The organism is Buchnera aphidicola (Rhopalosiphum maidis) (genome assembly GCF_003671935.1).
Classification (GTDB): domain Bacteria; phylum Pseudomonadota; class Gammaproteobacteria; order Enterobacterales; family Enterobacteriaceae; genus Buchnera; species Buchnera aphidicola_AL.
Genome location: NZ_CP032759.1, coordinates 108,549 through 134,589 on the forward strand (window position 1 = coordinate 108,549; position 26,041 = coordinate 134,589).

Annotated in this window: 26 protein-coding genes and 1 tRNA gene; 9 read left to right on the forward strand and 18 right to left on the reverse strand. The window is 27.1% G+C overall.

What is annotated here, in order from left to right; translation table 11 throughout:
* Window positions 1-71 precede the first annotated feature (71 nt).
* Window positions 72-1,898, forward strand: a complete 1,827-nt coding sequence (glmS, locus tag D8S97_RS00530) for a glutamine--fructose-6-phosphate transaminase (isomerizing) (RefSeq protein WP_158360978.1) — start codon at window positions 72-74, stop codon at window positions 1,896-1,898.
* 160 nt (window positions 1,899-2,058) lie between these two features.
* On the opposite strand, the gene rpoH is transcribed toward glmS, so the two are convergent.
* Window positions 2,059-2,916: an RNA polymerase sigma factor RpoH gene (rpoH, locus tag D8S97_RS00535; RefSeq protein WP_158360979.1), complete on the reverse strand. Its 858-nt coding sequence runs from the start codon at window positions 2,914-2,916 to the stop codon at window positions 2,059-2,061.
* A gap of 155 nt (window positions 2,917-3,071) precedes the next feature.
* Window positions 3,072-4,124: a signal recognition particle-docking protein FtsY gene (ftsY, locus tag D8S97_RS00540; protein WP_158360980.1), complete on the reverse strand. Its 1,053-nt coding sequence runs from the start codon at window positions 4,122-4,124 to the stop codon at window positions 3,072-3,074.
* Window positions 4,125-4,254: 130 nt separating this feature from the next.
* Here ftsY and rsmD point away from each other — a divergent pair, with 130 nt between their 5' ends.
* The 3 genes from rsmD to dnaC are packed head-to-tail and all read left to right on the forward strand — an operon-like array spanning window position 4,255 to window position 6,100.
* Window positions 4,255-4,827 (forward strand): 16S rRNA (guanine(966)-N(2))-methyltransferase RsmD, encoded by a 573-nt coding sequence (gene rsmD, locus D8S97_RS00545; protein ID WP_158360981.1) that lies wholly within the window; start codon window positions 4,255-4,257, stop codon window positions 4,825-4,827.
* A gap of 44 nt (window positions 4,828-4,871) precedes the next feature.
* Complete coding sequence (gene dnaT / locus D8S97_RS00550; RefSeq protein ID WP_158360982.1) at window positions 4,872-5,360, forward strand: primosomal protein DnaT; 489 nt, start codon at window positions 4,872-4,874, stop codon at window positions 5,358-5,360.
* The gene (gene dnaC / locus D8S97_RS00555; RefSeq protein ID WP_158360983.1) at window positions 5,360-6,100 is read left to right on the forward strand and encodes a DNA replication protein DnaC; all 741 of its coding nucleotides are present in this window, start codon (window positions 5,360-5,362) and stop codon (window positions 6,098-6,100) included. The genes dnaT and dnaC overlap by 1 nt, the downstream gene beginning before the upstream one ends.
* Window positions 6,101-6,124: 24 nt before the next feature.
* Here the strand turns inward: dnaC and efp are convergent, their stop codons facing one another.
* Window positions 6,125-6,688, reverse strand: a complete 564-nt coding sequence (efp, locus tag D8S97_RS00560; RefSeq protein WP_158360984.1) for an elongation factor P — start codon at window positions 6,686-6,688, stop codon at window positions 6,125-6,127.
* A 25-nt stretch (window positions 6,689-6,713) separates the two neighbouring features.
* On the opposite strand from efp, the gene epmB reads away from it, so the two are divergent.
* The gene (gene epmB, locus D8S97_RS00565; protein WP_158360985.1) at window positions 6,714-7,727 is read left to right on the forward strand and encodes an EF-P beta-lysylation protein EpmB; all 1,014 of its coding nucleotides are present in this window, start codon (window positions 6,714-6,716) and stop codon (window positions 7,725-7,727) included.
* Window positions 7,728-7,849: 122 nt separating this feature from the next.
* Here epmB and groL read toward each other — a convergent pair whose 3' ends face one another.
* Complete coding sequence (groL, locus tag D8S97_RS00570; RefSeq protein WP_158360986.1) at window positions 7,850-9,496, reverse strand: chaperonin GroEL; 1,647 nt, start codon at window positions 9,494-9,496, stop codon at window positions 7,850-7,852.
* A gap of 68 nt (window positions 9,497-9,564) precedes the next feature.
* Window positions 9,565-9,855: a co-chaperone GroES gene (locus D8S97_RS00575; protein WP_158336814.1), complete on the reverse strand. Its 291-nt coding sequence runs from the start codon at window positions 9,853-9,855 to the stop codon at window positions 9,565-9,567.
* 257 nt (window positions 9,856-10,112) lie between these two features.
* Here D8S97_RS00575 and D8S97_RS00580 point away from each other — a divergent pair.
* Window positions 10,113-10,185, forward strand: a tRNA-Phe gene (locus tag D8S97_RS00580).
* Window positions 10,186-10,198: 13 nt separating this feature from the next.
* On the opposite strand, the gene mnmE is transcribed toward D8S97_RS00580, so the two are convergent.
* From mnmE to rpmH, 5 genes are read right to left on the reverse strand one after another with little or no spacing between them, the layout of a single operon-like run.
* Window positions 10,199-11,569, reverse strand: coding sequence for a tRNA uridine-5-carboxymethylaminomethyl(34) synthesis GTPase MnmE (gene mnmE / locus D8S97_RS00585; protein WP_158360987.1), 1,371 nt, complete (start codon window positions 11,567-11,569; stop codon window positions 10,199-10,201).
* Window positions 11,570-11,620: 51 nt separating this feature from the next.
* A complete protein-coding gene (gene yidC, locus D8S97_RS00590) occupies window positions 11,621-13,216 on the reverse strand; it encodes a membrane protein insertase YidC (RefSeq protein ID WP_158360988.1) in 1,596 nt (531 codons plus the stop codon).
* Window positions 13,217-13,218: 2 nt separating this feature from the next.
* Window positions 13,219-13,476 (reverse strand): membrane protein insertion efficiency factor YidD, encoded by a 258-nt coding sequence (yidD, locus tag D8S97_RS00595; RefSeq protein ID WP_158360989.1) that lies wholly within the window; start codon window positions 13,474-13,476, stop codon window positions 13,219-13,221.
* Complete coding sequence (rnpA, locus tag D8S97_RS00600; RefSeq protein WP_158360990.1) at window positions 13,455-13,799, reverse strand: ribonuclease P protein component; 345 nt, start codon at window positions 13,797-13,799, stop codon at window positions 13,455-13,457. Before rnpA ends, yidD begins: the two co-directional genes overlap by 22 nt.
* Before the next feature lie 13 nt (window positions 13,800-13,812).
* Window positions 13,813-13,956, reverse strand: coding sequence for a 50S ribosomal protein L34 (gene rpmH, locus D8S97_RS00605; RefSeq protein ID WP_009873975.1), 144 nt, complete (start codon window positions 13,954-13,956; stop codon window positions 13,813-13,815).
* A gap of 335 nt (window positions 13,957-14,291) precedes the next feature.
* Between rpmH and dnaA the strand changes: the two genes are divergently transcribed.
* The 3 genes from dnaA to gyrB all read left to right on the forward strand — a co-directional run bounded on the left by dnaA (window position 14,292) and on the right by gyrB (window position 19,316).
* The gene (dnaA, locus tag D8S97_RS00610; protein WP_158360991.1) at window positions 14,292-15,656 is read left to right on the forward strand and encodes a chromosomal replication initiator protein DnaA; all 1,365 of its coding nucleotides are present in this window, start codon (window positions 14,292-14,294) and stop codon (window positions 15,654-15,656) included.
* 4 nt (window positions 15,657-15,660) lie between these two features.
* Window positions 15,661-16,761, forward strand: a complete 1,101-nt coding sequence (gene dnaN, locus D8S97_RS00615) for a DNA polymerase III subunit beta (RefSeq protein ID WP_158360992.1) — start codon at window positions 15,661-15,663, stop codon at window positions 16,759-16,761.
* A 143-nt stretch (window positions 16,762-16,904) separates the two neighbouring features.
* Window positions 16,905-19,316, forward strand: a complete 2,412-nt coding sequence (gene gyrB, locus D8S97_RS00620) for a DNA topoisomerase (ATP-hydrolyzing) subunit B (protein WP_158360993.1) — start codon at window positions 16,905-16,907, stop codon at window positions 19,314-19,316.
* A gap of 102 nt (window positions 19,317-19,418) precedes the next feature.
* On the opposite strand, the gene D8S97_RS00625 is transcribed toward gyrB, so the two are convergent.
* The 8 genes from D8S97_RS00625 to atpB form a co-directional block, all read right to left on the reverse strand.
* Window positions 19,419-19,841: a F0F1 ATP synthase subunit epsilon gene (locus D8S97_RS00625; protein ID WP_158361654.1), complete on the reverse strand. Its 423-nt coding sequence runs from the start codon at window positions 19,839-19,841 to the stop codon at window positions 19,419-19,421.
* Between the two features lie 15 nt (window positions 19,842-19,856).
* Window positions 19,857-21,257: a F0F1 ATP synthase subunit beta gene (gene atpD, locus D8S97_RS00630; protein WP_158360994.1), complete on the reverse strand. Its 1,401-nt coding sequence runs from the start codon at window positions 21,255-21,257 to the stop codon at window positions 19,857-19,859.
* Window positions 21,258-21,278: 21 nt separating this feature from the next.
* Window positions 21,279-22,154, reverse strand: a complete 876-nt coding sequence (gene atpG, locus D8S97_RS00635) for a F0F1 ATP synthase subunit gamma (RefSeq protein WP_158360995.1) — start codon at window positions 22,152-22,154, stop codon at window positions 21,279-21,281.
* Window positions 22,155-22,216: 62 nt separating this feature from the next.
* The gene (gene atpA / locus D8S97_RS00640) at window positions 22,217-23,749 is read right to left on the reverse strand and encodes a F0F1 ATP synthase subunit alpha (RefSeq protein ID WP_158360996.1); all 1,533 of its coding nucleotides are present in this window, start codon (window positions 23,747-23,749) and stop codon (window positions 22,217-22,219) included.
* Between the two features lie 13 nt (window positions 23,750-23,762).
* Complete coding sequence (gene atpH / locus D8S97_RS00645) at window positions 23,763-24,296, reverse strand: ATP synthase F1 subunit delta (RefSeq protein WP_158360997.1); 534 nt, start codon at window positions 24,294-24,296, stop codon at window positions 23,763-23,765.
* Window positions 24,297-24,312: 16 nt separating this feature from the next.
* Complete coding sequence (locus D8S97_RS00650) at window positions 24,313-24,798, reverse strand: F0F1 ATP synthase subunit B (protein ID WP_158360998.1); 486 nt, start codon at window positions 24,796-24,798, stop codon at window positions 24,313-24,315.
* A gap of 114 nt (window positions 24,799-24,912) precedes the next feature.
* Window positions 24,913-25,152: a F0F1 ATP synthase subunit C gene (gene atpE, locus D8S97_RS00655; protein WP_158360999.1), complete on the reverse strand. Its 240-nt coding sequence runs from the start codon at window positions 25,150-25,152 to the stop codon at window positions 24,913-24,915.
* Between the two features lie 42 nt (window positions 25,153-25,194).
* A complete protein-coding gene (gene atpB / locus D8S97_RS00660) occupies window positions 25,195-26,013 on the reverse strand; it encodes a F0F1 ATP synthase subunit A (RefSeq protein ID WP_158361000.1) in 819 nt (272 codons plus the stop codon).
* Between the last annotated feature and the right edge of the window lie 28 nt (window positions 26,014-26,041).

Consider the following 26,041-nt stretch of genomic DNA (forward strand, 5'->3'; position numbering starts at 1 on the left):
TCAATATAATTAAATAATTTATATTGTTTATTAAAAACTATTTTATACAAATATTACAAAGGTATATTTCTATGTGTGGTATTGTTGCTGCAGTAACACAACGCAATATAATTAATTTTCTTCTCGAAGGTATTAAAAAATTAGAATACCGAGGATACGACTCTTCAGGATTAGCTGTAATAAATGAAAATAACAATATTATTCGGATACGGTGTGTAGGTAAGGTAAATAATCTTTTGAACAAAGTAAAGAAAAAAAAACTATTTGGTAAAATTGGCCTAGCTCATACTAGATGGGCTACTCATGGAACAGTTTCAGAAAAAAACACACATCCTCATATATCTTCACATATTGTTGTAGTTCATAACGGTGTAATCGAAAATAATTTAAAATTACGGATTTTTTTAGAAAAAAAAGGTTATATATTTTATTCTGATACAGATACAGAAGTAGTCGCACACTTACTACACTGGGAACAAACTAAAACAGGAGAATCACTTCTAGAAGTTATACAACGCATCAAAAAAAAATTACACGGAAATTATAGTATGGTGATTATGGACGGAAATAATTCATCAAGATTAATAGCAGTTCGTTCTGGAAGTCCATTAGTTATTGGATTAGGTATAGAAGAAAATTTTATAGCTTCAGATCAAATTGCATTGTTAAATATCACAAAACGTTTTATATATTTAGAAGAAGGAGATGTTGCTGTTATTAAAAGTAAAAAAATAAATATTTTCGATAAAAATGGTTCTACAATTAAAAGAAAAGAAATTACATCTAATGTCAAATATAAACCAGTGAATAAAGGAAAATATAAACATTATATGGAAAAAGAAATATATGAACAACCTATTTCAGTTCGAAATACACTAAATAATCGTTTAAAAAAAGATGCAATTGATTTTTCAGAATTAGGAAATAAAGAAAAAACTTTTTTTTTAAATGCAGAGCATATTCAAATAGTAGCATGCGGTACATCTTACCACGCTGCAATGGTTTCTAGATATTGGTTTGAATCACTTGCTAATATTCCATGTGATGTTGAAATCGCTTCTGAATTTTCTTCACGAAAATTAGCAACTAGAAAAAAAAGTGTTTTTATTACCTTATCACAATCTGGTGAAACAGCAGATACACTAGCAGCACTAAGAATTTCAAAAAAATTAGGTTATTTAGGAAGTTTAACTATATGTAATATGAAAGGTTCATCTTTAGTTCAAGAATCTGATTGTTATTTATTAACTAAAGCAGGAATAGAAATAGGAGTAGCTTCAACAAAATCTTTCACTACACAGTTAACAGTCTTGTTAATGTTAGTAGCAAAAATTACAAAATTTAAAAATCAAAAAAATAATATTGAAAAAAAAATTGCGCAAACATTAAGTATTTTACCATTTAGAATAGAAGAAATTTTAAAAAAAAACACTCTAATTAAAACTCTAGCGAATAAATTATGCAATAAAAAAAATATATTGTTTCTTGGACGAGGAGATCAATATCCTATAGCTATGGAAGGAGCTTTAAAATTAAAAGAAATTTCTTATATTCATGCTGAAGCTTATCCTTCTGGAGAACTCAAGCACGGTCCTCTTGCATTAATCGATAAAAATATACCAGTTATTATTACAGCTCCAAAGAATTCATTATTTGAAAAAACAAAAAAAAACATTAAAGAAATATGTGCAAGAGGTGGTATAATCTACGTTTTTTCAGATCAAGATATTGATTTAGAGAAAAATATGACTATTATAAAAATTCCTTATTCAGAAGAAATAATAGCACCTATTTTATATATAATTCCATTGCAATTGCTTGCTTACTATATTGCTTTAAGTAAGGGAAAAAACATTGATCAACCAAGAAATCTTGCAAAATCAGTTACAGTAGAATAAAAATTTTTTTAATTTTTATTATCAATAACATAAAACTATGTTTTTTTTAAAAAAGAGTATGAGCTATCAATTTTAAAAACTTAATCTCATACTCTATGCAGGTGATTATCTAAAGTTACAAATTATTAATTTTTTAAATTTTTTATTATTAAATATAAAGTTAATTTTCTATAGCTATTTTCAATTTTTTCATAGCATTTTTTTCTAATTGTCGAACACGTTCAGCAGAAATTCCATAATTATTTGCAATTGTTTGCAAAGTATTTTTTTTCTTTTTATCTAACCAACGTGCGCAAATTATGTTTCGACTTCGCTCATCTAGCCTCAACAACGCATTGCTTAATTTACTTGTAGTATGTTTATCCCAATTATCTTGCTCTAACCCATGTGCAAAATTAGATTTTTTATCTTGTAAATAGAGTGTATTACCATTAATTTTCCCATCTTTTAAATCTTCTTCTGGAAATGGATTAAATGTTATATCTTGAGCTGACATTCTAGATTCCATTTCTCTAACATCTTCACTGCTTACACCTAATTCTCGAGCAACTATTTCAATTTCTTCTTCATTAAACCAGCCTAATCTTTTTTTATTTTTTCTTAAATTAAAAAATAATTTTCTTTGAGACTTAGTCGTTGCTACTTTTACAATTCGCCAATTACGTAATACATATTCATGTATTTCCGATTTAATCCAATGTACCGCAAAAGAAACGAGACGTACTCCTATTTCTGGATTAAATCTACGTACTGCTTTCATCAAACCTATATTACCTTCTTGTATTAAATCGGCTTGGAGCAAACCATATCCTGAATAATTACGTGAAATATGAATAACAAAACGAAGATGAGAAAGAATTAAAGTTTTTGCAGCATCTAAATCACCGTTATAACGTAAACGTTTAGTTAATGATTTTTCTTCTTCAATAGACAACATTGGCCATAGATTAGCTATTCTAATATAAGCATCTAAATTACCTAGTGCTGTTACAGATAAAATCTGTATTTTATTAGTCATTTTAATTCCCGCATTGACAAAATATATTTAATGAATTATGAATATGTGGGATTAGTTCATCATACTTGAATTAAAAACTAAAATCAAAATTTTATAAAAATCTTGAAAATCAAAAATAAAACTGTAACTTAATTATAAAAAAATAGGTAATTTAACTATTTAACAAAAATAGATTTAATAAAATTATTACTGTTAAAAACAACTAAATCTGTCATTTTTTCACCAATACCAACATAACGAATAGGAATTGAAAATTGATTTGCTAACGAAAAAATTACTCCTCCTTTTGCAGTTCCATCTAATTTAGTAATAACTAGTCCAGTTAACTGTATTGCTTTATGAAACATTTCTGTTTGCTTAATCGTATTTTGACCATTACAAGCGTCAATAACTAACATAATTTCATGTGGAGCAGATAAGTTTAATTTTTTAATAACTCTAACTATTTTTTTTAATTCTTCTAATAAATGTAATTTGTTATGTAATCTTCCAGCTGTATCAATAATTAAAACATCTATTTTTTTTGATATAGCAGATTTCAATGCATCAAATGCTACTGAAGCTGGATCAGAACCAGAAGATTGAGAAATAACAGGAATATTATTAATTTTTCCTAATATTTTCAATTGTTCTATACCAGCAGCACGAAATGTATCTGCTGCTGCTAACATTACAGATTTTCCTTCTAATTTATATTTTTTTGCTAATTTGGAAACTGTTGTTGTTTTTCCTGTTCCGTTTATTCCAACTACCAAAATCACAAAAGGAACATGATTAGATATTTCTAAAGGTTTTTCTACTTTTTTTAAAATAGAATACATGTTCTCTTTTAGAAGACAGTAAATTTTTTCAGCGTTTTTTAACTCTTTATACGTTGCATCATGAATTAATTTGTTAATAATTTGATCTGTAGTATTAACACCAATATCAGAAAGAAGCATAATTTCTTCTAATTCTTCAAAAAGAGCGTCATCTATCTTTTTTGACGAAAAGATACGATTGATGCTATCACCAAAAAATTGTTTAGTTTTATTTAAACTCTTTTTTAATCTAAAAAGAAAATCTATTTTTTTATTAGTAATATTTTCTGTGTTATCAGTGTTTTCTCTTTTTTCTAATAAAACATTTTCTTTTATTTCTTCTTGATTTTTTTTCTTTATCTTAGAATTTATCCAAGAAAAAAAACTATTTTTTTTATCAACATTCATTTTATTGCCCTTAATTTAAACAAATAATAATTATTTTATTTATAACTTAAAAAATTAAAAATTAAATATTTATTTAAATTATATTTAATAATAAAATAAATTATATTAAAAATATAAAAAATATAATAAAATGCACAACTTTTTTTTAAAAAACAACGGAAAAATTCATATTATTTCTGGAAAATTAAAAGGAAAAAAAATATTAATTAAAAACAATTTAAATATAAGACCAACAACTAATCGAATACGAGAAACACTTTTTAATTGGTTATCTAAGCATATTCAAAATGCTCGTTGTTTAGATTGTTTTGCAGGCAGTGGTGCACTAGGAATAGAAGCTTTATCTAGAGATGCAAAATTTGTAACTCTATTAGAAATAGAAAAAAAAACGATAATTTTATTAAAAGATAATATAAAAAGATTAAATATATCTAACTTAGAAGTTATACATACTAATGCTCTCAATTGGCTTAAAAAAAATAAGCAACCGTATGATATAATATTTATAGATCCACCATATAATCAAAAATTAATTGACCAAACTATTTTTTTATTAGAAAAAAAAAAATGGGTTAAGAAAAAATCATTAATTTATATAGAACAAGAAAAAAAAAATTCTTTTATTATATCTAAAAATTGGACTTTATATAAGAAAAAAACTACAAATAGAATAGCATGTTATCTTTATGTTTTTAATGTATAAAAGATAAAAATTATTTTAATAAAAGTAAATAGGACTAAATACTCATGAAAATTTTAGTTTCAAAAAATATAACTCTTAACTTATTTTGTAAAAATCCTACTCAAATTATAGACACAGAAAATAACGGTACTATAGCTGTATCAAAAAATAAAAAAATTTTATTTTATGCAATAACACCAAAAGTTTTACAAAAATTATTTGATATTGAAAAATATAATTCAAAAAATGAAACGAAAAAAAAAGTAATAGAAAAGTTCCCAATGCATTCTAATTGGGTGCCCGATAAAGATTTTATACGAAAAGCTGCATTATGGGGGATATCATTAGATGAAGAAGTTTCAAAATATGAACTTGCTTCTTTTATCTCTTATTGGGAAGCAGAAGGTTTTTTCTATCATCATATACAATGGCAACAAAAACTAGCTAGAAGTTTAGATCGTAGTCGATCTATGAACGTAATTAAACAAAAAAAAGATATTACTTATATACCAGTTCCTGATCAAAAAACACCTGATGGATTTAGAGGCAAATAATGACATTTTATACTGAATTTTTTAAACGTCTTCAACGTCTTATGCCTAATAATATTAAACCAAAATTTGAGAGTGATCAGGATTTGTTAGCTTGGAATCAAGAACAAGGTAGACTATCTTCTGAGTCTATATTACGTGAAAATAAAGCTATGAAAATGCAACGTGTTTTAGGAAGATCGGGAATACGTGAACTATATATGAACTGTTCTTTTGAAAACTATAAAATTGAACATGATGGACAAAGAAAGGTACTTAAAGCAGCAAAACGTTATGCTGAAGAATTTAATGAAAATATTGCAAGTTTTATTTTTTCGGGAAGACCAGGAACTGGAAAAAACCACTTAGCTTCTGCTATAGGTAATTATTTAATTTTGCATGGAAAGAGTATTTTAATTGTCACAGTAGCAGATTTGATGTCTAACATGAAAGGTACATTTAGTGGTACTAGCAATATCACTGAAGAAAATTTACTGCATAATCTCAGTAGCGTTGATTTATTAATGATTGACGAAATTGGTATGCAGACTGAATCTCGTTACGAAAAAGTAATCATAAATCAAATAGTTGATAGAAGATCTTCTTCTAAACGTTCTACTGGGATGTTATCTAATTTAGATCATAAGGGTATGAAAAGCTTATTAGGAGAAAGAGTCATTGACAGAATGCGTTTAGGTAACAGTTTATGGTTAACTTTTGAATGGGATAGCTATAGACAATATGTAAAGGGTAACGAATATTAATAATAATTAAAAATAAAACAATTTTTATTTAACTCTAGATACATATTCACCAGATCGAGTATCTACTTTAATCAGTGATCCAATTTGTATAAATAATGGAACTTTAACAATTGCACCTGTACTTAATTTAGCTAGTTTAGTAGTAGTATTTACTGTATCACTTTTTAAGGCGATTTCTGTATCTATAACTTTAAGTTCTACAAAAATATTAGGTGTAATAGAAATTGGTTGATTATTCCAAAAAGTAATAACGCATGTGTCTTGTTCTAATAACCATTTTTTATTAACACCAACAATTTTTTCATCTACTGATAATTCTTCAAATTTATCATTAATAAAATACCAAAAATAACCGTTATTATATAAATAAGATAATGTATATTCTGAAACATCAGCTATTTCTAAAGAATCTGTAGACTTAAAGGTTTTTTCTATTAATTGCTTTGTTAATAATTTTCTTAGCTTTACACGAACGAAAGCTTGACCTTTTCCAGGCTTAACAAATTCACTAGATTCTATTAAACAGGGTTCTTTTTCAAAAATAATTTTACGACCCGAACGAAAATTATTACTATGATATACTCTCATAAAAACCTCTACTTTTAATAAATTTATGAAAATTCAAAAAACGATAAAATTGAATAGAGAAAAAGATTCTTGGTTATATGAAATTTCAAATTCTATTATTGAACCCAAAAAACTATTAAAATTTCTTTGTTTAGAAAAATATCCTAAATATTACGATCCTAAATCAAAAAAAATTTTTCCATTTCGAGTTCCTTATTCTTTCGCGTTAAGAATGAAAAAAAAAGACCCCGAAGATCCATTATTATTACAAGTTATTACAAATAATCAAGAATTTTTAAATAATTCACAATTTAATCACGATCCTGTCAAAGAAAGAAAAGATATTGTTTTACCAGGGCTATTACATAAGTATAAAGATCGAGTACTATGGATGTTAAAAACAAATTGTGCCATTAATTGCAGATACTGTTTTAGAAAACATTTCCCATATGAAAAAAACAAGGGAAATAAAAAAAACTGGATGAAAATACTTAACTATATTAATCAAAATATACAGTTAAATGAAGTAATTCTTTCAGGAGGAGATCCATTAATGGCAAAAGATCATGAATTACTATGGGTAATCACATCATTATCTAAAATAAAACATATAAAAAGACTAAGAATTCATACTAGATTACCTGTTGTAATACCAAATCGCATTACGTCTGATCTTTGTCAAATTTTTTTTAATTCAACTTTAAAAATCATTATTGTTACTCATATTAATCATCCACAAGAAATTAATAAAGAATTAAGTGATAGTTTGTTAAAATTAAAAGAATCTAACGTTATTTTACTTAATCAAAGTGTTTTATTAAAAAAAATAAATGATAATGCTTCTGTTTTAGCGGAGCTTAGCAACGTTTTATGTAAAAATAATATTATTCCATATTATTTACATATTTTAGATAAAGTTAAGGGAACATCACATTTTCTAGTTTCAAATGAAAAAGCTAGATCTATTATATCAGATTTAATGAAAATGGTATCCGGTTTTTTAGTACCAAGATTAGTTTTAGATGATGGGTCGAAAAATCACAAATCAATTATTATTTAATATAAATAGTTAATTTTATATTATTTGTTAGTAATTTAAAAAAAATAAAATCTTTCCTCAGAAAGATACATCTGAGGAAAGATATCTTTAAATTAATTTAAAAAGTATTAACTAAGAAATTTTTACATCATTCCACCCATGCCGCCCATTCCACCAGCAGGGGATGAACCTATATCAGAAGATTTATCTTCTTTTGGTAAATCAGTTACCATACATTCTGTTGTAATCATTAATCCAGCAACAGAAGCAGCATACTGTAAAGCAGATCGAGTAACTTTAGTAGGATCTAATATACCAAAATCAATCATATCTCCATATTCATCAGTAGCGGCATTATAACCATAATTACCTTTTCCATCTTTTACATTATTAGTAACTACAGAAGGCTCTTCACCAGAATTTGAAACAATTTGACGCAATGGAGCTTCCATAGCACGCAAAGCAACTCTTATACCAACATTTTGATCTTCATTATGACCACGTAAAGTAGATATTTTTCCGGCTACACGAACTAAAGCAACACCTCCACCCGCAACGACACCTTCTTCTACAGCAGCACGAGTAGCATGTAAAGCATCTTCTACTCGAGCTTTTTTCTCTTTCATCTCTACTTCTGTAGCTGCACCTACTTTAAGTACTGCAACACCTCCAGATAGTTTAGCTAAACGTTCATTTAATTTTTCTTTATCATAATCAGAAGTAGCTTCTTGAATCTCTTGACGAATTTGACCAATACGACTTTGAATAGCATGTTTTTCTCCAACACCACCAATTATAGTCGTAGTATCTTTATTAATTACAACTCTTTTCGCTTGCCCTAAATCTTCTAAAGTAGATTTTTCTAAATCCATAGCTAATTCTTCAGATATTACAGAACCACCGGTTAATATAGAAATATCTTGTAACATTGCTTTGCGTCGATCACCAAATCCAGGAGCTTTTACAGCAGCTACTTTAACAATTCCTCGCATAGAGTTTACTACTAGAGTAGCTAACGCTTCTCCTTCTAAATCTTCTGAAATTATTAATAATGGTTTTCCAGACTTTGCAACAGATTCTAATATTGGCAGCATCTCACGAACATTGGAAATTTTTTTATCAGCCATTAAAATATATGGATTCTCTAATTCAACAATACCTGTTTCTGGTTTATTGATAAAATAAGGAGACAAATAACCTCTGTCAAACTGCATACCTTTTACAACTTCAAGTTCATTTTGAAGACCTGTTCCTTCTTCTACTGTAATAACTCCATCATTACCAACTTTTTCCATTGCTTCTGCAATTAAAGCACCAACTTTTTCATCTGCGTTCGCAGAAATAGTACCAACTTGTGTAATAGCTTTAGAATCTGAACACGGTACAGATAAATTTTTTAATTCTTCAACAGCACTAATAACTGCTTTATCAATTCCACGTTTTAGATCCATAGGATTCATGCCAGCTGCTACAGCTTTTAAGCCTTCATTCACAATAGATTGTGCTAATAAAGTAGCAGTTGTTGTACCATCGCCAGCTGCATCATTTGCTTTTGATGCAACTTCTTTTACCATCTGAGCTCCCATATTTTCGAACTTATCTTCTAGTTCAATTTCACGAGCTACTGATACTCCATCTTTAGTAATACTAGGTGCTCCAAAAGATTTATCTAAAACTACATTTCTACCTTTTGGTCCTAAAGTTACCTTAACTGCATCTGCTAATACATTCACTCCGCGAAGCATTTTAATACGTGCTTCATTACCAAATTTTACATCTTTAGCGGCCATTTTGACATTTCCTTAAATATGTTGTTTTTATAAATATAACATATAGTTTAGTTTACTAGCTTAGTTTACTATTCAACAATTGCTAAAATGTCACTTTCAGTTAAAATTAATAATTCTTCGTTATCAATTTTTTCTGTTTTTGCACCATAACCTTCATTAAAGATTACAACATCTCCAACTTTAACATCCAACGGTTTAATTTGACCATTATCTAGGACACGACCATTACCAACTGCTGTAATTGTTCCACGAGTAGACTTTCCTGCAGCAGAACCTGTAAGAACAATACCACCTGCAGATTTCAATTCTGCTTCGTTACGTTTTACAAGCACACGATCATGCAATGGACGAATTTTCATATAACAATACTCCTGTGAATAATCCTGCTGAATTAGATTAAAAAAAAATTATTTTTTAATTGTTTAAAACTCTTTCTATATATTTAGATATAGGGATGCTTATTAAAACTTTCAAGGGTAAAAAATTATTTTTTTATTTTTTATTTTTAATTTTTACTGAAAATAGAAAAAAATTAGTTAAATTAAAAAAATTCAAAACCAACTTCTATAAAAAAAGATTGACAAAGTTTTATCTTTGATGATTTAATGTAAAAACTGCCCGGATAGCTCAGTCGGTAGAGCAGGGGACTGAAAATCCCCGTGTCGGTGGTTCAATTCCGCCTCCGGGCAAAAAATTGTATTTTTATTTTCCTATACAAAAAGTAGAAAAAATACGTTTTAATAAATCACTAGAAGTAAATTCACCTGTTATTTCTCCTAATAATTTATTTATTATAGAAAGTGATTCAGCTAGTAGTTCAATGTTTTTATATTTTGTCCAATTTTTTTGAGCTTTTAAAAACTCGCGATAAGATAAATCAATTTGATAAATGTGACGTCTTCTAGCTATAAAAAGACCCTCTTTAGCTTTATCCTTTTCTTTATTTAAAAGATGTTTCTTTAAAGTATCGATTCCTTGACCTGTAAGAGCGGAAACACTGATAAATAATAAATTATCAATTTTTTTAATTCCAAAAGAATCTTCTAATAAATCATTTTTATTTAAAACAAAAGTTACTTCTTGTATCTTATAAGAAGAAATTTTTTCCATGAATTGTATAGATAGTTTCTTTTGATCTTCTAAATTAATTGTTTTATCCATTACATAAAGGATATGATCAGAATTTTTAATAATCTCCCAAGAACGTTGAATTCCAATTTTTTCAATTTCATCTTCTGTATTACGTAAACCTGCAGTATCAATTATTTCACATGAAATACCGTGAATATTTACATATTCGTAAAGAACATCGCGTGTTGTTCCAGGAAAATTAGTAACTATAGCTCTATCACGAGATGATAAAATGTTCAATAAACTAGATTTTCCAGCATTTGGTGGTCCAACAATTGCTATTTTTTTTGCTTCTCTTATCAAACTACCTTCTGAAATTATACTTTTTATTTTTGAAAACTTATTATTCAATTTTTCAAAATTTGATATGACAAGGGTGTTAAAATCAAAAGAAATATTTTCTTCTGAAAAATCTATACTTGCTTCTATATTAGTACGAAATTCAATTAGTTCTTTTATTAATTCTTGAATATAAACTGAAAAACCTCCATGTAAAGAATTTAAGGAAGCTCGAACAACTGATTCTGTCTCAGAATTAATTAATTCGTCTATTGCTTCTGCTTGAATCAAATCAATTTTTCCATTTAAAAATGCTCGTTGACAAAATTCACCTGGTTGAGCTATTCTTATTTTAAGATTCTTTATGCATAAAATTCTTTTCATTAGTAAGTCCATGATAAAAGGACTTCCATGACCTTGTAATTCTAATACATCTTCACCTGTTAGAGAAAAAGGTGCTGGAAACCATAAAGATATCCCTTCATCTAATACCTTTTTATTCTTATCAAAAAATTTTGAATAAGTAGCAAATCTTGGCTTAGGGACTTTACCCAATACGTTTATAGCCACTTGATCTGCATGAAGTCCTGAAATTCTTAATATTCCAACAGAACTTTTTCCCGGACAAGTAGCTTGAGCGATAATAGTTTCATTTTGAATCATAAAATATTTTCTTAATTTGCAAATAAAAAAAACAACTAACTTTTATCTTTTTTATTTCTTTTTAAAATTAGATAGAATAAATTTTTGTTGTATAATAGTCACTAAATTACTGACTATATAATATAAAACTAATCCTGACGGAAACCATAAAAAAAATACTGTAAAAACAACAGGCATAAAATTCATTATTTTTTGTTGAAATGGATCTGAAATACTATTAGATGACGTTCTTTGGATAAAAAACATAGTTAAACCCATAACTATAGGTAAAACATAATATGGATCCTGATCAGATAAATCTTTTATCCAAAATAAAAAGGGAGCGTGACGTAATTCAACAGAACCAATCAACATATAATAAAGAGATAAAAAAATAGGCATTTGAATAAAAATTGGCAAACAACCACCTAATGGATTTATTTTTTCTTTTTTATATAAAGCCATCATTTCTCTACTCATTTGTTGCTTATCGTGTCCAAAATTTTTCTTTAACTCATTAATTTTAGGTTGTAATTCACGCATTTTTGCCATAGAAGTATACTGTGCTTTTGTTAACGGATAAGTAACACCTTTCATGATAAAAGTAATTAAAATAATAGAAAAACCCCAATTTCCTATAATATTATATATAATACTTAATAATTTAAATAAAGGTTGAGATAAAAACCAAAGCCAACCATAATCCACTGTTAAATCTAAATTTGGTGCTACTGCTGCCATCTCTTCCTGTTTTTCAGGTCCCACCCACAATTTAGATTTTATAATATATTTAGAATTAGAGGGGATATTAATTAAAGAAGATTTATATCCAATGATAGCTGTACCATTATCTAGATAAGATGTATAAATTATATTAGAACCAATATTAGTTTGAGGTATCCAAGCAACAACAAAATATTGTTGTAACATAGCAATCCAGCCATCATTAGTCGTAATATTTAAATGTTTATTATTAGCGATATTATCAAATTTGTATTTTTCATATTTAAAATCTGAACTTGAATAAGCAGCACCACGAAAAGTCTGAAGAGCAAAATTACCACTATAAATATCACGATTTTTAGGCAATTTAATGGTTTGTTTCAATTGTCCAAAAATATTTAATTCTAAGTTTTTATTACTAGAATTATCAATATCATACTCTATATGTACATCATATCTTCCCGATTTAAGAATGAAATTTTTTATATAAGTTATCCCATTTTTTCCAACAAAAGTTATTGGAACACGTAATTCTTTTTGATTATTCCTTAATTCAAAAAAATTTTTTTTTGCAGAATACAACGGTCTGATATTATTCATTGAACTATCTGGACCATCTTTCCCAATTAGTCCACTTTGTGCCTGATAGACAAAATCAGATTTTGTTTCTAATAATTTAAAATGATTAGGAGAATTTAGTTTGTCTTTATAATCAAGTAAACTTGCTTCTTCTATATCACCTCCATACATATTTACAACTAAACGAAGTACGTCATTTTTAATAATTATTTGATTTTTTTTTTCTTTTTTATAGTTCAAATAAACACGAGAATTAGTCGTTTCATTTGTTTTATTTTTTTTTAATGATTGACTTTGCCATTCTTGCCATAATAAAAAAGAAACAAATAAAAAAGCAAAAATAAAAAAATTACGCTGTAATTCCATCATTAATATTCACTTTTATTTTTAACTTTCAAAGGTAATAAATCATCTCCTCCTTCATGAAATGGATGACATTTACATAAACGTAAAATTGTTAAAATTAAACCTTTAAAAACACCAAATCTACGTAAAGATAAAATCATATACGATGAACAAGTAGGATAAAAACGACAATTCGGCTGCATAAAAAAACTAATACAATTTTGATAGATTAAAACAAAAAAAGTTAAAAAAAATACAACTATCGTTGATAGTTTGACCATATGTTCTCCAATATATTTGTTATTTTTTTATTATCTAAATAAACAATGCTTTTCCTCGCTATAACAATAAAATCCATTGAAATTAATTTATGTTGTAATAAACGAAAAGTTTCTCGAATTAATCGTTTAATTGTATTACGCTTATATGCATGTTTGATGTTTTTACGAGATATACTAAGACCTAATCTAGGATGTCCTAATAAATTAGAACGTCCTAATATATTTATTTGAAAAGTATTTTTAGTACAAGGATTGCTAAAAACATATTGAAAACTTTCAGATCTCAACAACCTTGATTTTTTTTTTAAAAAATAATTTAACACTATATTTAACCTATTATTTACTGGAAACAGTTAAACGCGTTCTCAGTTTTGCACGTCTACGTGATAAAATATAACGACCATTTTTAGTTGCCATCCGAATTCTAAACCCATGTGAACGATTACGTTTTAATATTGATGGTTGGAAAGTTCGTTTCATTTTAATGTTTACCTAAATGTACTTTATTAAATACAATTAATAAGATTCTCTAAAAAAAAGAGAAGAAGATTTTTTCAAATGATAAAACTAAATTTAGTTTAGCTATTAAATCAGTAATTCATTATTTTTTTTATAAAAAACAAAATCTAAAAAATCACTTCTTTAAATAAAGAATATATTACATCCTTTTCGTTATACTCACCAATCTTAAATTGTATAACTTTTAATGTAAAAAAATATATTTTTTTTTATATAAAATATATGTGTCAAAATAGAAAAATAAAAAATAGCAATTTTTTCAAATTTTATTTAATTTTGTTCGCTTGGAGTCTACCGTGTCACTTTGTCTTTGGAAACAGTGTCTTGACCGGTTGCAGGATGAGCTTCCATCTACGGAATTTAGTATGTGGATACGCTCTCTGAAAGCCAAACTAAACAATAATACTTTAGAAATATATGCTCCAAATCAATTTATTTTAGATTGGGTAAAAGATAAATATTTAATTCATTTTAAAAAAATACTGCAAGATTTTTGTGGTTCTAATTCACCATTAATAAAATTTAAAGTATATCAAAATTCTAAAGAAAAAAAATTTAAAAAAAACATTTCACAGAAAGCACAAAATATAAATGAAAAACCAATTTGGGATAAAATACCAATTTTTAAACAATCATCTTATCGTTCAAATATTAATAAAAAACATAATTTTGATAATTTTATAGAAGGAAAATCAAATCAATTAGCACGAGCAGCAGCATCTCAAGTAGCTAATAACCCTGGAAATTCCTATAATCCACTTTTTTTATATGGAGGTACAGGATTAGGAAAAACACATTTATTACATGCTATAGGAAACGGAATATTAGCATATAAATATAATGTCAAAATCATCTATATGCATTCTGAACGTTTTGTACAAGATATGGTCAAAGCTCTACAAAATAATGCAATTGAAAAATTTAAATTATACTATCGTTCTGTTGATGCATTATTAATTGATGACATTCAGTTTTTCGCACATAAAGAACGTTCTCAAGAAGAGTTTTTTCATACATTTAACGCTCTTTTAGAAGGAAACCAACAAATTATTTTAACTTCTGATCGTTATCCTAAAGAAATTAATGGCGTTGAAGATCGTTTAAAATCAAGGTTTGGTTGGGGTCTTACAGTTGCTATTGATCCACCAGAATTAGAAACTAGAGTTGCTATTTTAATAAAAAAAGCAGATGAAAATAATATTATATTACCTGATGAAGTTGCATTCTTCATAGCTAAACATTTACGTTCTAATGTTCGAGAATTAGAAGGAGCTCTAAATAGAGTAATTGTTAACGCTAATTTTACTAATCGCTCTATTACTGTAGAATTTGTTCGAGAAGCGCTTCGAGATATACTAGCTTTGCAGGAAAAACTTGTTACTATTGATAATATTCAAAAAACAGTTGCAGAATATTACAAAATAAAAGTAGCAGATTTATTATCTAGACGACGCTCTCGCTCAGTAGCTCGGCCAAGACAAATGGCAATGGCTATGGCAAAAGAATTGACTAATCATAGCTTACCTGAAATTGGAGATGCTTTCAGTGGAAGGGATCATACTACAGTACTGCATGCTTGTCGTAAAATTGAACAATTACGTGAAGAAAGTCACGATATTAAAGAAGATTTTTCAAATTTAATTAGAACTCTATCAGTGTGATATTATGAAATTTATTATTCAAAACGATATTTTAGTTAAAAATTTAAAAAAAATAACACGATTACTAGTAAAAAATGTTTCATTTCCTATTTTAGAAAATATATTAATTCAAATTGAAAATGGAATATTATCTTTAACAACAACTAATTTAGAAATAGAACTTGTTTCAAAAATTGAAATTTTAACAAAATACATACCAGGAAAAACAACTATTTCAGGTAGAAAAATTCTAAATATTTGTCGAAATTTTTCGGAAAAATCACAAATAAAAATGCAATTAAAAGAAAAAAAAATGTATATTTCTTCTGAAAATAGTAATTATGTATTAAGTACTTTATCTGCTGAAACTTTTCCAAACCATCAAAATTTTAATCATATTTCTAATTTTTATATATCCTCAAATATCCTAAAGGAAATGATAGAAAAAACAGAATTTTCAATGGGAAAACAAGATGTACGATATTACTTAAATGGTATGTTGTTAGAAAAGAAAGATGAGTATCTACGTAGTGTTGCTACAGATGGATATAGATTAGCAATATCACATACTCAATTAAAAAAAGATATTAATTTTTTTTCAATTATTATTCCAAGCAAAGCAGTAATGGAATTATTAAGATTATTAAACATTAAATCAAAATCATTAAATATTTTAATTGGTACCAACAGCATAAGAATACATATAAAAAATTTAATTTTTACTACTCAATTAATTGAAGGTGAATACCCTGATTATGAAAGTGTTTTATTTAAAGAAAAAAAGAATCCTATTGTTATCAATTCTATTTTATTAAAAAAATCATTATTACGTGCTGCTGTTTTTGCTCATGAAAAATTTTGTGGAATTGAAATAAATATTAAAAACAATAAATGTCAAGTACTATCTGATAATCAGGAAGAAGAAACTGCCGAAGATCTATTCGGTATCAATTATTTTGGAGAAGCAATAGAAATATCAATAAATGTTTATTATTTATTAGATGTAATCAATAATATAAAAAGTGAAAAAATTACCTTGTTTTTAAATAAATCTCAATCTTCGATACAAATTGAAGAAGAAAATAATTCTTCAAATTCATACGTTATAATGCTATTGAAAAGATAAAAAAGAATAATTTAAATATATCAAAAAATTTTAGAACATAAACTTTATAATATTAAAAAAAATAATTAAAGTTTTAAAAATAAAAAATATATCATTATTAATGATAAAAACATTTTATCAATAAAAAAATAATAAGGAAAAATATGATAGATACCTATAATTCTTCCAAAATTAAAATATTAAGAGGATTAGATGCTGTTCGTAAAAGACCAGGAATGTATATTGGAGATACTGATGATGGAAGTGGACTGCATCATATGGTATTCGAAATTGTAGATAATTCTATTGATGAAGCACTAGCAGGATTTTGTAAAGAAATTAAAGTAGTAATTCATTCTGACAATTCAGTGTCGATTAAAGATGATGGAAGAGGTATTCCAACGGACATACATCCTGAAGAAAATATTTCAGCAGCAGAAGTTATTATGACAGTATTACATTCAGGTGGTAAGTTTGACAATTCTTCTTATAAAATATCAGGGGGACTGCATGGTGTAGGAATATCAGTTGTGAATGCTTTGTCAGAAAAACTAGAATTAGTAATTTACAAAAATAAGAAGAAATATCAACAAATATATAAAAACGGAAATCCAGAATCAGCTTTACGTGTTATAGATAAAGCTCATTCAACAGGTACATATATAAGATTTTGGCCTAGCTATAAAATTTTTACTAATAAAACAGACTTTAAATATGAAATTTTATCTAAACGTTTACGCGAATTGTCTTTTCTTAATTCTAATATATCTATTCATTTAAAAGATAATCGAATTAATTTAGAAGAAAACTATCACTATAAAGGAGGTATAAAAGCATTTATAAAATTTTTAAATAAAAATAAATTTCCAATTAATCCACATATATTTCATTTTCGATGCGTTAAAAATCAAATAGAATTAGAAATTGCAATACAATGGAATAATTCCCATCAAGAAAACATACTTTGTTTTACTAATAATATACCTCAAAAAGATGGAGGAACACATTTAGCAGGTTTTCGAGCAGGAATAACACGTACATTCAACTTACATATAGAACGCGAAGGATATAATAAAAAAAATAAAACAATCATTACAGGTGAAGATACACGAGAAGGATTAACAGCAATAATATCTATTAAAATACCTGATCCAAAATTTTCTTCTCAAACAAAAGATAAACTCGTTTCTTCTGAAGTAAAATCAGTAATAGAATCATTAATTAATGAAAATCTTATTGAATATCTTTTAGAAAATCCTATTGACGCAAAATCTATAATTCAAAAAATTATAAATTCAGCTAAAATAAGAGAAGCTGCAAGACGAGCTAGAGAAATAAATAAAAAGAAAGGAACATTAGATTTAGGTACATTACCTGGAAAACTATCTGATTGTCAAGAAAATGATCCTAAGTTATCAGAAATTTATTTAGTCGAAGGAGATTCTGCTGGGGGGTCAGCTAAACAAGGTAGAAATCGAAAAAATCAAGCAATTCTTCCTTTAAAGGGAAAAATACTAAATGTGCAAAAAACAAAATTTGATAAAATCATCTTATCTCAAGAAGTAGCATCGCTTATTACAGCACTAGGATGCAATATTACTAACAATGAATATAGTTTGGAGAAACTAAGATACAATCATATTATTATAATGACTGACGCTGACGTAGACGGAGCACATATTCGAACACTATTGTTAACTTTTTTTTATCGTCAATTACCAGAATTAATTGAAAAGGGATATATTTATATTGCTCAACCTCCTTTATATAAAGTAAAAAAGGGGAAAAAAGAAAAATATATTAAAAATGACGAAGAAATGAATAAATATCAAATTAAAATAGCTTTAAAAGAAGTTGTTATAAAAAATACAAAAAGCACAGATTTCAATGAAATTACTAAAGAATTTCAAAGAATAGTGTCTGATTTTAATCAAATTCAAATTGAAATGAAAAAAAATAAAAATTATTTTCCTGAATTAATATTAAATGAACTGATCTATCATCCTCGTTTATATAATTTTAAAAATGAAAAAATAGTTCAAAATTGGATAGAAAAATTAGTAATAAAATTAAATAAAAAAGACAAAAAAAATACAGTATATACGTCAAAAATAAAAAGAAACGAAAAAAAGAATATATTTGAGCCAAGTATAAAATCATCAAGATATGCGCATCATGTTCAATATGATTTAAAAAATGATTTTTTAGAGAGTGAAGAATATCTTTTAATCACTAATTTAGGTGAAAAATTCAAAAAATTTCAAGAAGATGAAAATTTCATAGAAAAAGGAGATAAAATTTACAAAATAAACGATATAAAAAATACATTAGAATGGCTGCTAAAAGAATCAAAACGCGGTTTATTTATACAACGCTATAAAGGACTCGGAGAAATGAATCCAGATCAATTATGGAATACTACAATGAATCCTAAAACGCGAAATATGCTACAAGTAACTATCAAAGACGCTATTTCTGCTGATAATTTATTTAATACACTGATGGGAGATTTAGTTGAACCTAGAAGAAAATTTATACAAAAAAACGCTTTGAAAGCAGAAAATATCGATATCTAAACATATAATTAAAACGCTATAAAACAGGTGTACATTTTTGTATCATTTTAAAAAAATTTAACTAATAATTGCGGCAGGAAGAAAACCAGCCGCGAAAATTTTTTATTTTTTAAATTTATCCATAATTTCAAGAACACGTAATTTTGCAATTGCTTTAGAAATTTCAAGTAAAACATCGTCTTTTTTAACAGTTATAGTTTTTTTTGCAAAATTTTCTTCAGCTTCTTTCTTTGCTTGTAAGACACGTTTCCGATCTAAATCAATACCACGAATAGCAATATCTGCTAAAATAGAAACAACGGAAGGCTGGACTTCTAAGATACCCCCAGATATATAAAGACACTCTTCTTTTTTATTTGTATGGAATATATATACTATCCCTGGTTTAATTATGCTTAGTAATTGAGTGTGTCCTGGATAAATTCCCATTTCTCCTTCACTTCCAGATACTTGTATTTTATTTACTGATCCAGAAAATATACGTTTTTTAACACTGACAATATCTAAGTAAAAATTCATGGATATATCCAAAATATTTAATTATAATAATTTTGCTTTTCTTATTACTTCTTCAATAGTACCTACCATGTAAAAAGCTTGTTCTGGTAAATCGTCAAATTCACCTTCAATAATTCCTTTAAAAGCACGAATATTATCTTTTAAAGATACATATTTTCCTGGAAAACCAGTAAAAACTTCTGCTACAAAAAATGGTTGAGATAAAAATCTCTGTATCTTACGAGCTCTCGAAACCAAAATTTTATCATCTTGAGATAATTCATCCATGCCTAAAATTGCAATAATATCTTTTAGTTCTTGATATCTTTGTAAGATAGACTGCACACCTCGTGCTGTTTCATAATGTTCCTCTCCTACAATATAAGGATCTAATTGACGACTAGTAGAATGCAAAGGATCAACAGCTGGATAAATACCTAATGCTGCGATTTGACGGCTCAACGTTACGGTAGAATCCAAGTGTGCGAACGTAGTGGCTGGAGAAGGATCAGTTAAATCATCTGCTGGAACATATACTGCTTGAACAGATGTGATCGAACCTTCTTTCGTTGAGGTGATTCTTTCTTGAAGCAAACCCATTTCTTCAGCTAAAGTTGGTTGATAACCTACAGCAGAAGGCATTCGACCAAGCAATGCAGAAACTTCTGTCCCTGCTAAAGTATAACGATATATATTATCAATAAATAACAATACGTCTTTTCCTTCATCACGAAACTTTTCAGCTATAGTCAATCCTGTAAAAGCAACACGTAATCGATTACCAGGGGGTTCATTCATTTGACCATAAACAAGAGAAACTTTATCTAATACTTTAGAATCTTTCATTTCATGATAAAAGTCATTACCTTCACGAGTTCTTTCACCAACTCCAGTAAATACTGAATAACCAGAATGTTCTATCGCAATATTTCTAATTAATTCCATCATATTAACTGTTTTACCTACACCTGCTCCACCAAACAAACCAACTTTTCCTCCTTTTGAAAAAGGACAAACTAAATCAATAACTTTTATACCTGTTTCTAATATTTCTTGAGAAGAAGCTTGTTCTTTATAACTTGGAGGAGAACGGTGAATTTCCCAATATTCTAACTCAGAATTATCTATATTTTTTAATGGTCCCTTATCATCTATTGTTTGTCCTAATACATTGATTATACGACCTAACGTAGCTTTTCCTACTGGAACTTTAATATAATGTCCAAGATCTATAACAACTAACCCCCTTCTCAAACCGTTAGTTGAACCCATAGCTATTGTTCGTACAATTCCAGCACCTAATTGTTGCTGTACTTCTAAAATAAGTTGTATATTTTTATTTCTTATTTCTAGAGCGTTATATATCTTTGGTACTGAATTTTGATCAAATTCTACATCTACTACCGCACCAATAATTTGAATAATTTTTCCAGAAGCTTTCATTTTAAAACCTCTAACTAATTTTTAATCTACTGATACTGCTGATGCTCCTGAAACAATTTCAGTCAATTCTTGAGTAATGTTAGCTTGACGAACTTTATTATAAATTAACTGTAATTCTTTAATACGATTGCTACTATTATCTGTCGCAGTTTTCATAGCAACCATACGAGCGGCTTGTTCACTTGCAATATTTTCTAAAATGCTTTGGTAAATCTGAGATTCAATATATCGATCAAATAACGTATCTAAAATTAATTTAGATTCTGGTTCATATAAATAATCCCATTTTATTGTCTTTTTGTAGAGAACATTTTCTTTACTGCAAAGTGGTAAGAGCTGACTGATTTTTGGGTACTGCGACAACTTATTATGAAACTTATTATAAGCAATAAAAAGTCTATCAATTTGATTATTTTGATACTTTTCTAAAATAATTTTAATTGAACCAATTAATTTTGATAAATCGGGATTTTCACCTAAGTTTGTTACACTTGAAATAACAGAACTACCGTATAACTTAAAAACAGATAAACTTTTTAAACCAAATAATATTAAATCAGCAGGTACATTTGTTTTAGCAAAATCTTGAATTTTAAATAGTACTTGTTTAAAAAGATTAGTATTTAAACTACCACATAATCCTCGATCAGTAGAAACTATAATAATACCAATTCTTTTATTATTTCTCTTTTCTAAATAACTGTGTTTATATTCTAAACTACCTTGTAAAACATGATGAATTACTTTTTTAATTATTTCAGAATATGGTCTACCTAAATGCATTCTTTCTTCTGTTTTTCTCATTTTAGAAACAGCAACCATTTCCATAGCTTTAGTAATTTTCTTGGTATTTATAACACTTGTTATTTGATTTTTAATTTCTTTTTTACTTGCCACTATTTTATCTCAATGAGTTTTTTTGTATTGTTAGAAAATAAAAATTAGAAAAAATTTTAAAATCAAGAATTTTTAAAATTATTAATTAATTCTATAAAATTTTTCTTTATTATATCATTGAAATTTCCATCTTTGTTTATTTCTTTCATTAAATCTAAATGATAATTATAAGCATATACTAAAATTTCTTTTTCAAATTGAACGATTTTTTCTACAGAAATATCATCAAGAAAATTATTTTCGGCAATAAAAAACATTAGTGCTTGTTCTGCTATAGACATAGGTCTATATTGTTTTTGTTTTAATAACTCAGTAATTTTTTGACCATACGTTAATTGTTTTCGAGTTGTTTGATCTAAATCAGATGCAAATTGCGAAAATGCAGCAAGTTCATTATATTGAGCTAATGCAGTGCGAATTCCAGAAGATAATTGTTTAATAATTTTAGTTTGAGCGGCACTACCGACACGAGATACAGATATACCTGCGTTTACAGCTGGTCGAATACCTGAATTAAACAAATTAGATTCTAAAAATATTTGTCCATCAGTGATAGAAATTACATTTGTAGGAACAAATGCAGAAACATCACCAGATTGTGTTTCAATAATAGGTAAAGCCGTAAGAGAACCAGTTTTTCCAATAATTTTACCTTTCGTAATCTTCTTCACATGCTCTTTAGACACACGAGCAGCTCTCTCTAATAAACGTGAATGAAGATAAAATACATCTCCTGGAAACGCTTCTCTTCCAGGTGGTCTTCGTAATAATAAAGAAATTTGGCGATATGCTATTGCATGTTTTGAAAGATCATCATAAACAATTAAAGCATCTTTTCCTCGATCACGAAAATATTCTCCCATTGCACAACCGGAGTAAGGTGCTAAATATTGTAAAGAAGCTGCTTCTGAAGCTGAAGCAACAACAACAATAGTATTTAACAAAGCATCATGTTCATCTAATTTTTTCACAACATTGATAATAGTCGACAGTTTTTGTCCTATAGCAACATAAATACATGGAATATTAAATGCTTTTTGATTAATAATAGTATCTATTGCAAGCGCTGTTTTTCCTGTTTGTCTATCTCCAATAATTAATTCACGTTGTCCACGACCAATAGGAATCATCGAATCAATAGCTTTATAACCAGTTTGTATAGGTTCGTTAATTGATTGTCGATCAATAACACCAGGCGCATCCGCTTCTACTGGCAAATAGACGTCATGTTTTATAGAACCTTTTTCATCAATAGGAAAACCTAATGCATTAACTATTCTACCTAACAGTGCAAAACCTGCTGGAACTTCTAGGATTTTTCCTGTGCATCTAACTTTAGTACCTTCAGTAATATGAATATAGGGTCCCATAACTACAGCACCAATTGTGTCTCTTTCTATATTTAATGCAATTGCATATTCGTTTTCAGGCAATAAAATCATTTCTCCTAACATAACATTAGAAAGACCATAAATTTTTATGATACCATCATTAACAGAAATAATAGTACCTTCATTATAAGATTGATTAAATACTTCAAATTGAGCAATTCTTTCTTTAATCAATTGACTAATTTCTGTAGAATTTAATTGCATATATAATGCTCGCTTAAAAATTTAAAACTTCAGATAATTGTTTAAGATAACTACGAACAGAATAATCAAACACCATATCATTTTTTTTTATGACTATACCATCAAGTATTTCTTGATCAATTTTATATATAAACTTTATTTTAGATAAAAATGCTTTTTGCAATACACAACGTATATCAATAATCTCGCTTTTTTGCAAAGAATATGCTGATGTTAATTCAATAATGGTATTACCTTGATAAGATGTTTCTAATTTTAAAAACTGTTGCAGTATATTATTAAATATTCTAAAACGCTGATTTTTCGCTAATAATTTTATTAAATTTCTTGCATGATCATTAATTTGATCACCAGCAATAAAAATAAAACAAGACGATAAATAACTAGGAGATAAAGATCCAGATAAAAATTTCTCAATTTTTTTTGAAAAAACCATTTCATTAATAAAAATGAGCATTTTTTTCCATTTTTCTATTGATTTATTTTCTACAGCTAATTCGAAAATCGCTTTAGCGTATGGTCTAGCAATAGTATCAAACGATGACATTAATCTTTCACCTATATTAATTTTTTATCTGTGATAAAGAAATAATTAAATTTTTTATTAAGTCTTTATTTTTATCTTTTTGAATGTTCTCTTTAATAATTTTTTCAGCTATAGAAATAGATAAATCTACAATTTCTTTATGTAATTTTTTACGTTCTTGCATAATTTTTATATCGATTTCTAATTGATTTCTTAAAAAAATTTTTTTACTTTCCTCTACAGCAATATTTTTCGCATTCTCTAAAATAATCAATTTTTGTTTATTTGCTTCATTTATAATAAAAGAAGCTTTTTCTTTAGAAACTTGAATTGTTTCATTCATTTTTTTTTGAATAATGAGAAATTCTTCTTTGGCTTTTTTTAAAGAAATTAAAGATTCTTCAATGTTTTTTTGTCTTGTTTCAATAGCAAAAATAATAGGAGGCCATATATATTTCATACAAAACCAAACGAATAAAAAAAATGAAAGTGCTTGTCCAAGAATTGTTGCATTAAGATTCACGATAATGGACCTTATGTATTAAAAATAAAAATTAATCTTTACGCTATCTAAAAACGTAAAGATTTTACTTATAATTTAAAGCAATAAATTTTTTTAAAAAGAAATAAAAGAAAATCAAGAAACAGCAAAAAGCATATACAAACCTAAGCCAACTGCAATCATTGGAATTGCATCTACTAATCCCATTACAACAAAGAACTGTGTCCTTAATAAAGGAACTAAATCAGGTTGCCTAGCTACTCCTTCTAAAAATTTACTTCCTAAAATACCGATACCAATTGCTGCTCCAATTGCTGCTAATCCAATCATAATAGATACTGCTATATACAACATATCAACATTTAAACTTTCCATTACAAACTCCTGTTTTGAATACAATTATGGTCAATTTTCATCTTAATGAGATTGAGAAGCCATTGACAAATAAACAATCGTCAATACCATAAAAATAAAAGCCTGTAGAGAAATTATTAAAATATGAAAAATAGCCCATGGAACATTTAAAACAAACTGAGACCACCATGGGAGTAAACCAGCAATTAAAATAAAAATCATTTCACCAGAATACATATTTCCAAAAAGCCTCAATCCCAAAGAAATTGGCTTAGATAGTAAAGAAACTAATTCTAATAAAAAATTAAAAATAAAAAATACAGGATGATTAAAAGGTTGTAAAGTAAGTTCTTTAAAAAAACCAAATAATCCCTTGATTTTTATACTGTAAAAAAGAATTAAAACAAAAACACCTAACGACATTGACAATGTAATATTAATATCAGCAGATGGTACAATACGCATTGCTGGAAAATGAAAAAGCTTCTCAGAAATAAATGGAAGAAAATCAATTGGAATTAAATCCATAAGATTCATTAAAAAAACCCAAATAAAAACTGTTAACGATAAAGGTGCAATAAGGGGATTTTGACCTTGATACATACTTTTTACATTAGAACTAATAAAATCAAAAATCAATTCAATACAAGCTTGCAATCCATTTGGAATACCAGTCGTAATTTTTTTCGCTACTGTATAAAAGATACTCAAAAAAAAACATCCTAATACGAGAGAAAATATCATTGAGTCAATGTTTAACACCCAAAAATGGGAGGAAACATTTCCTGGTGCAACAATTTTAAAATTACATAAATCTATTTGAAAATGATTTAAATGATGACTGATATATTTTTGAGGATTAGATATTTTCTCTAAAAACATAGTTTTTTCTCATTTATTTTATATATTT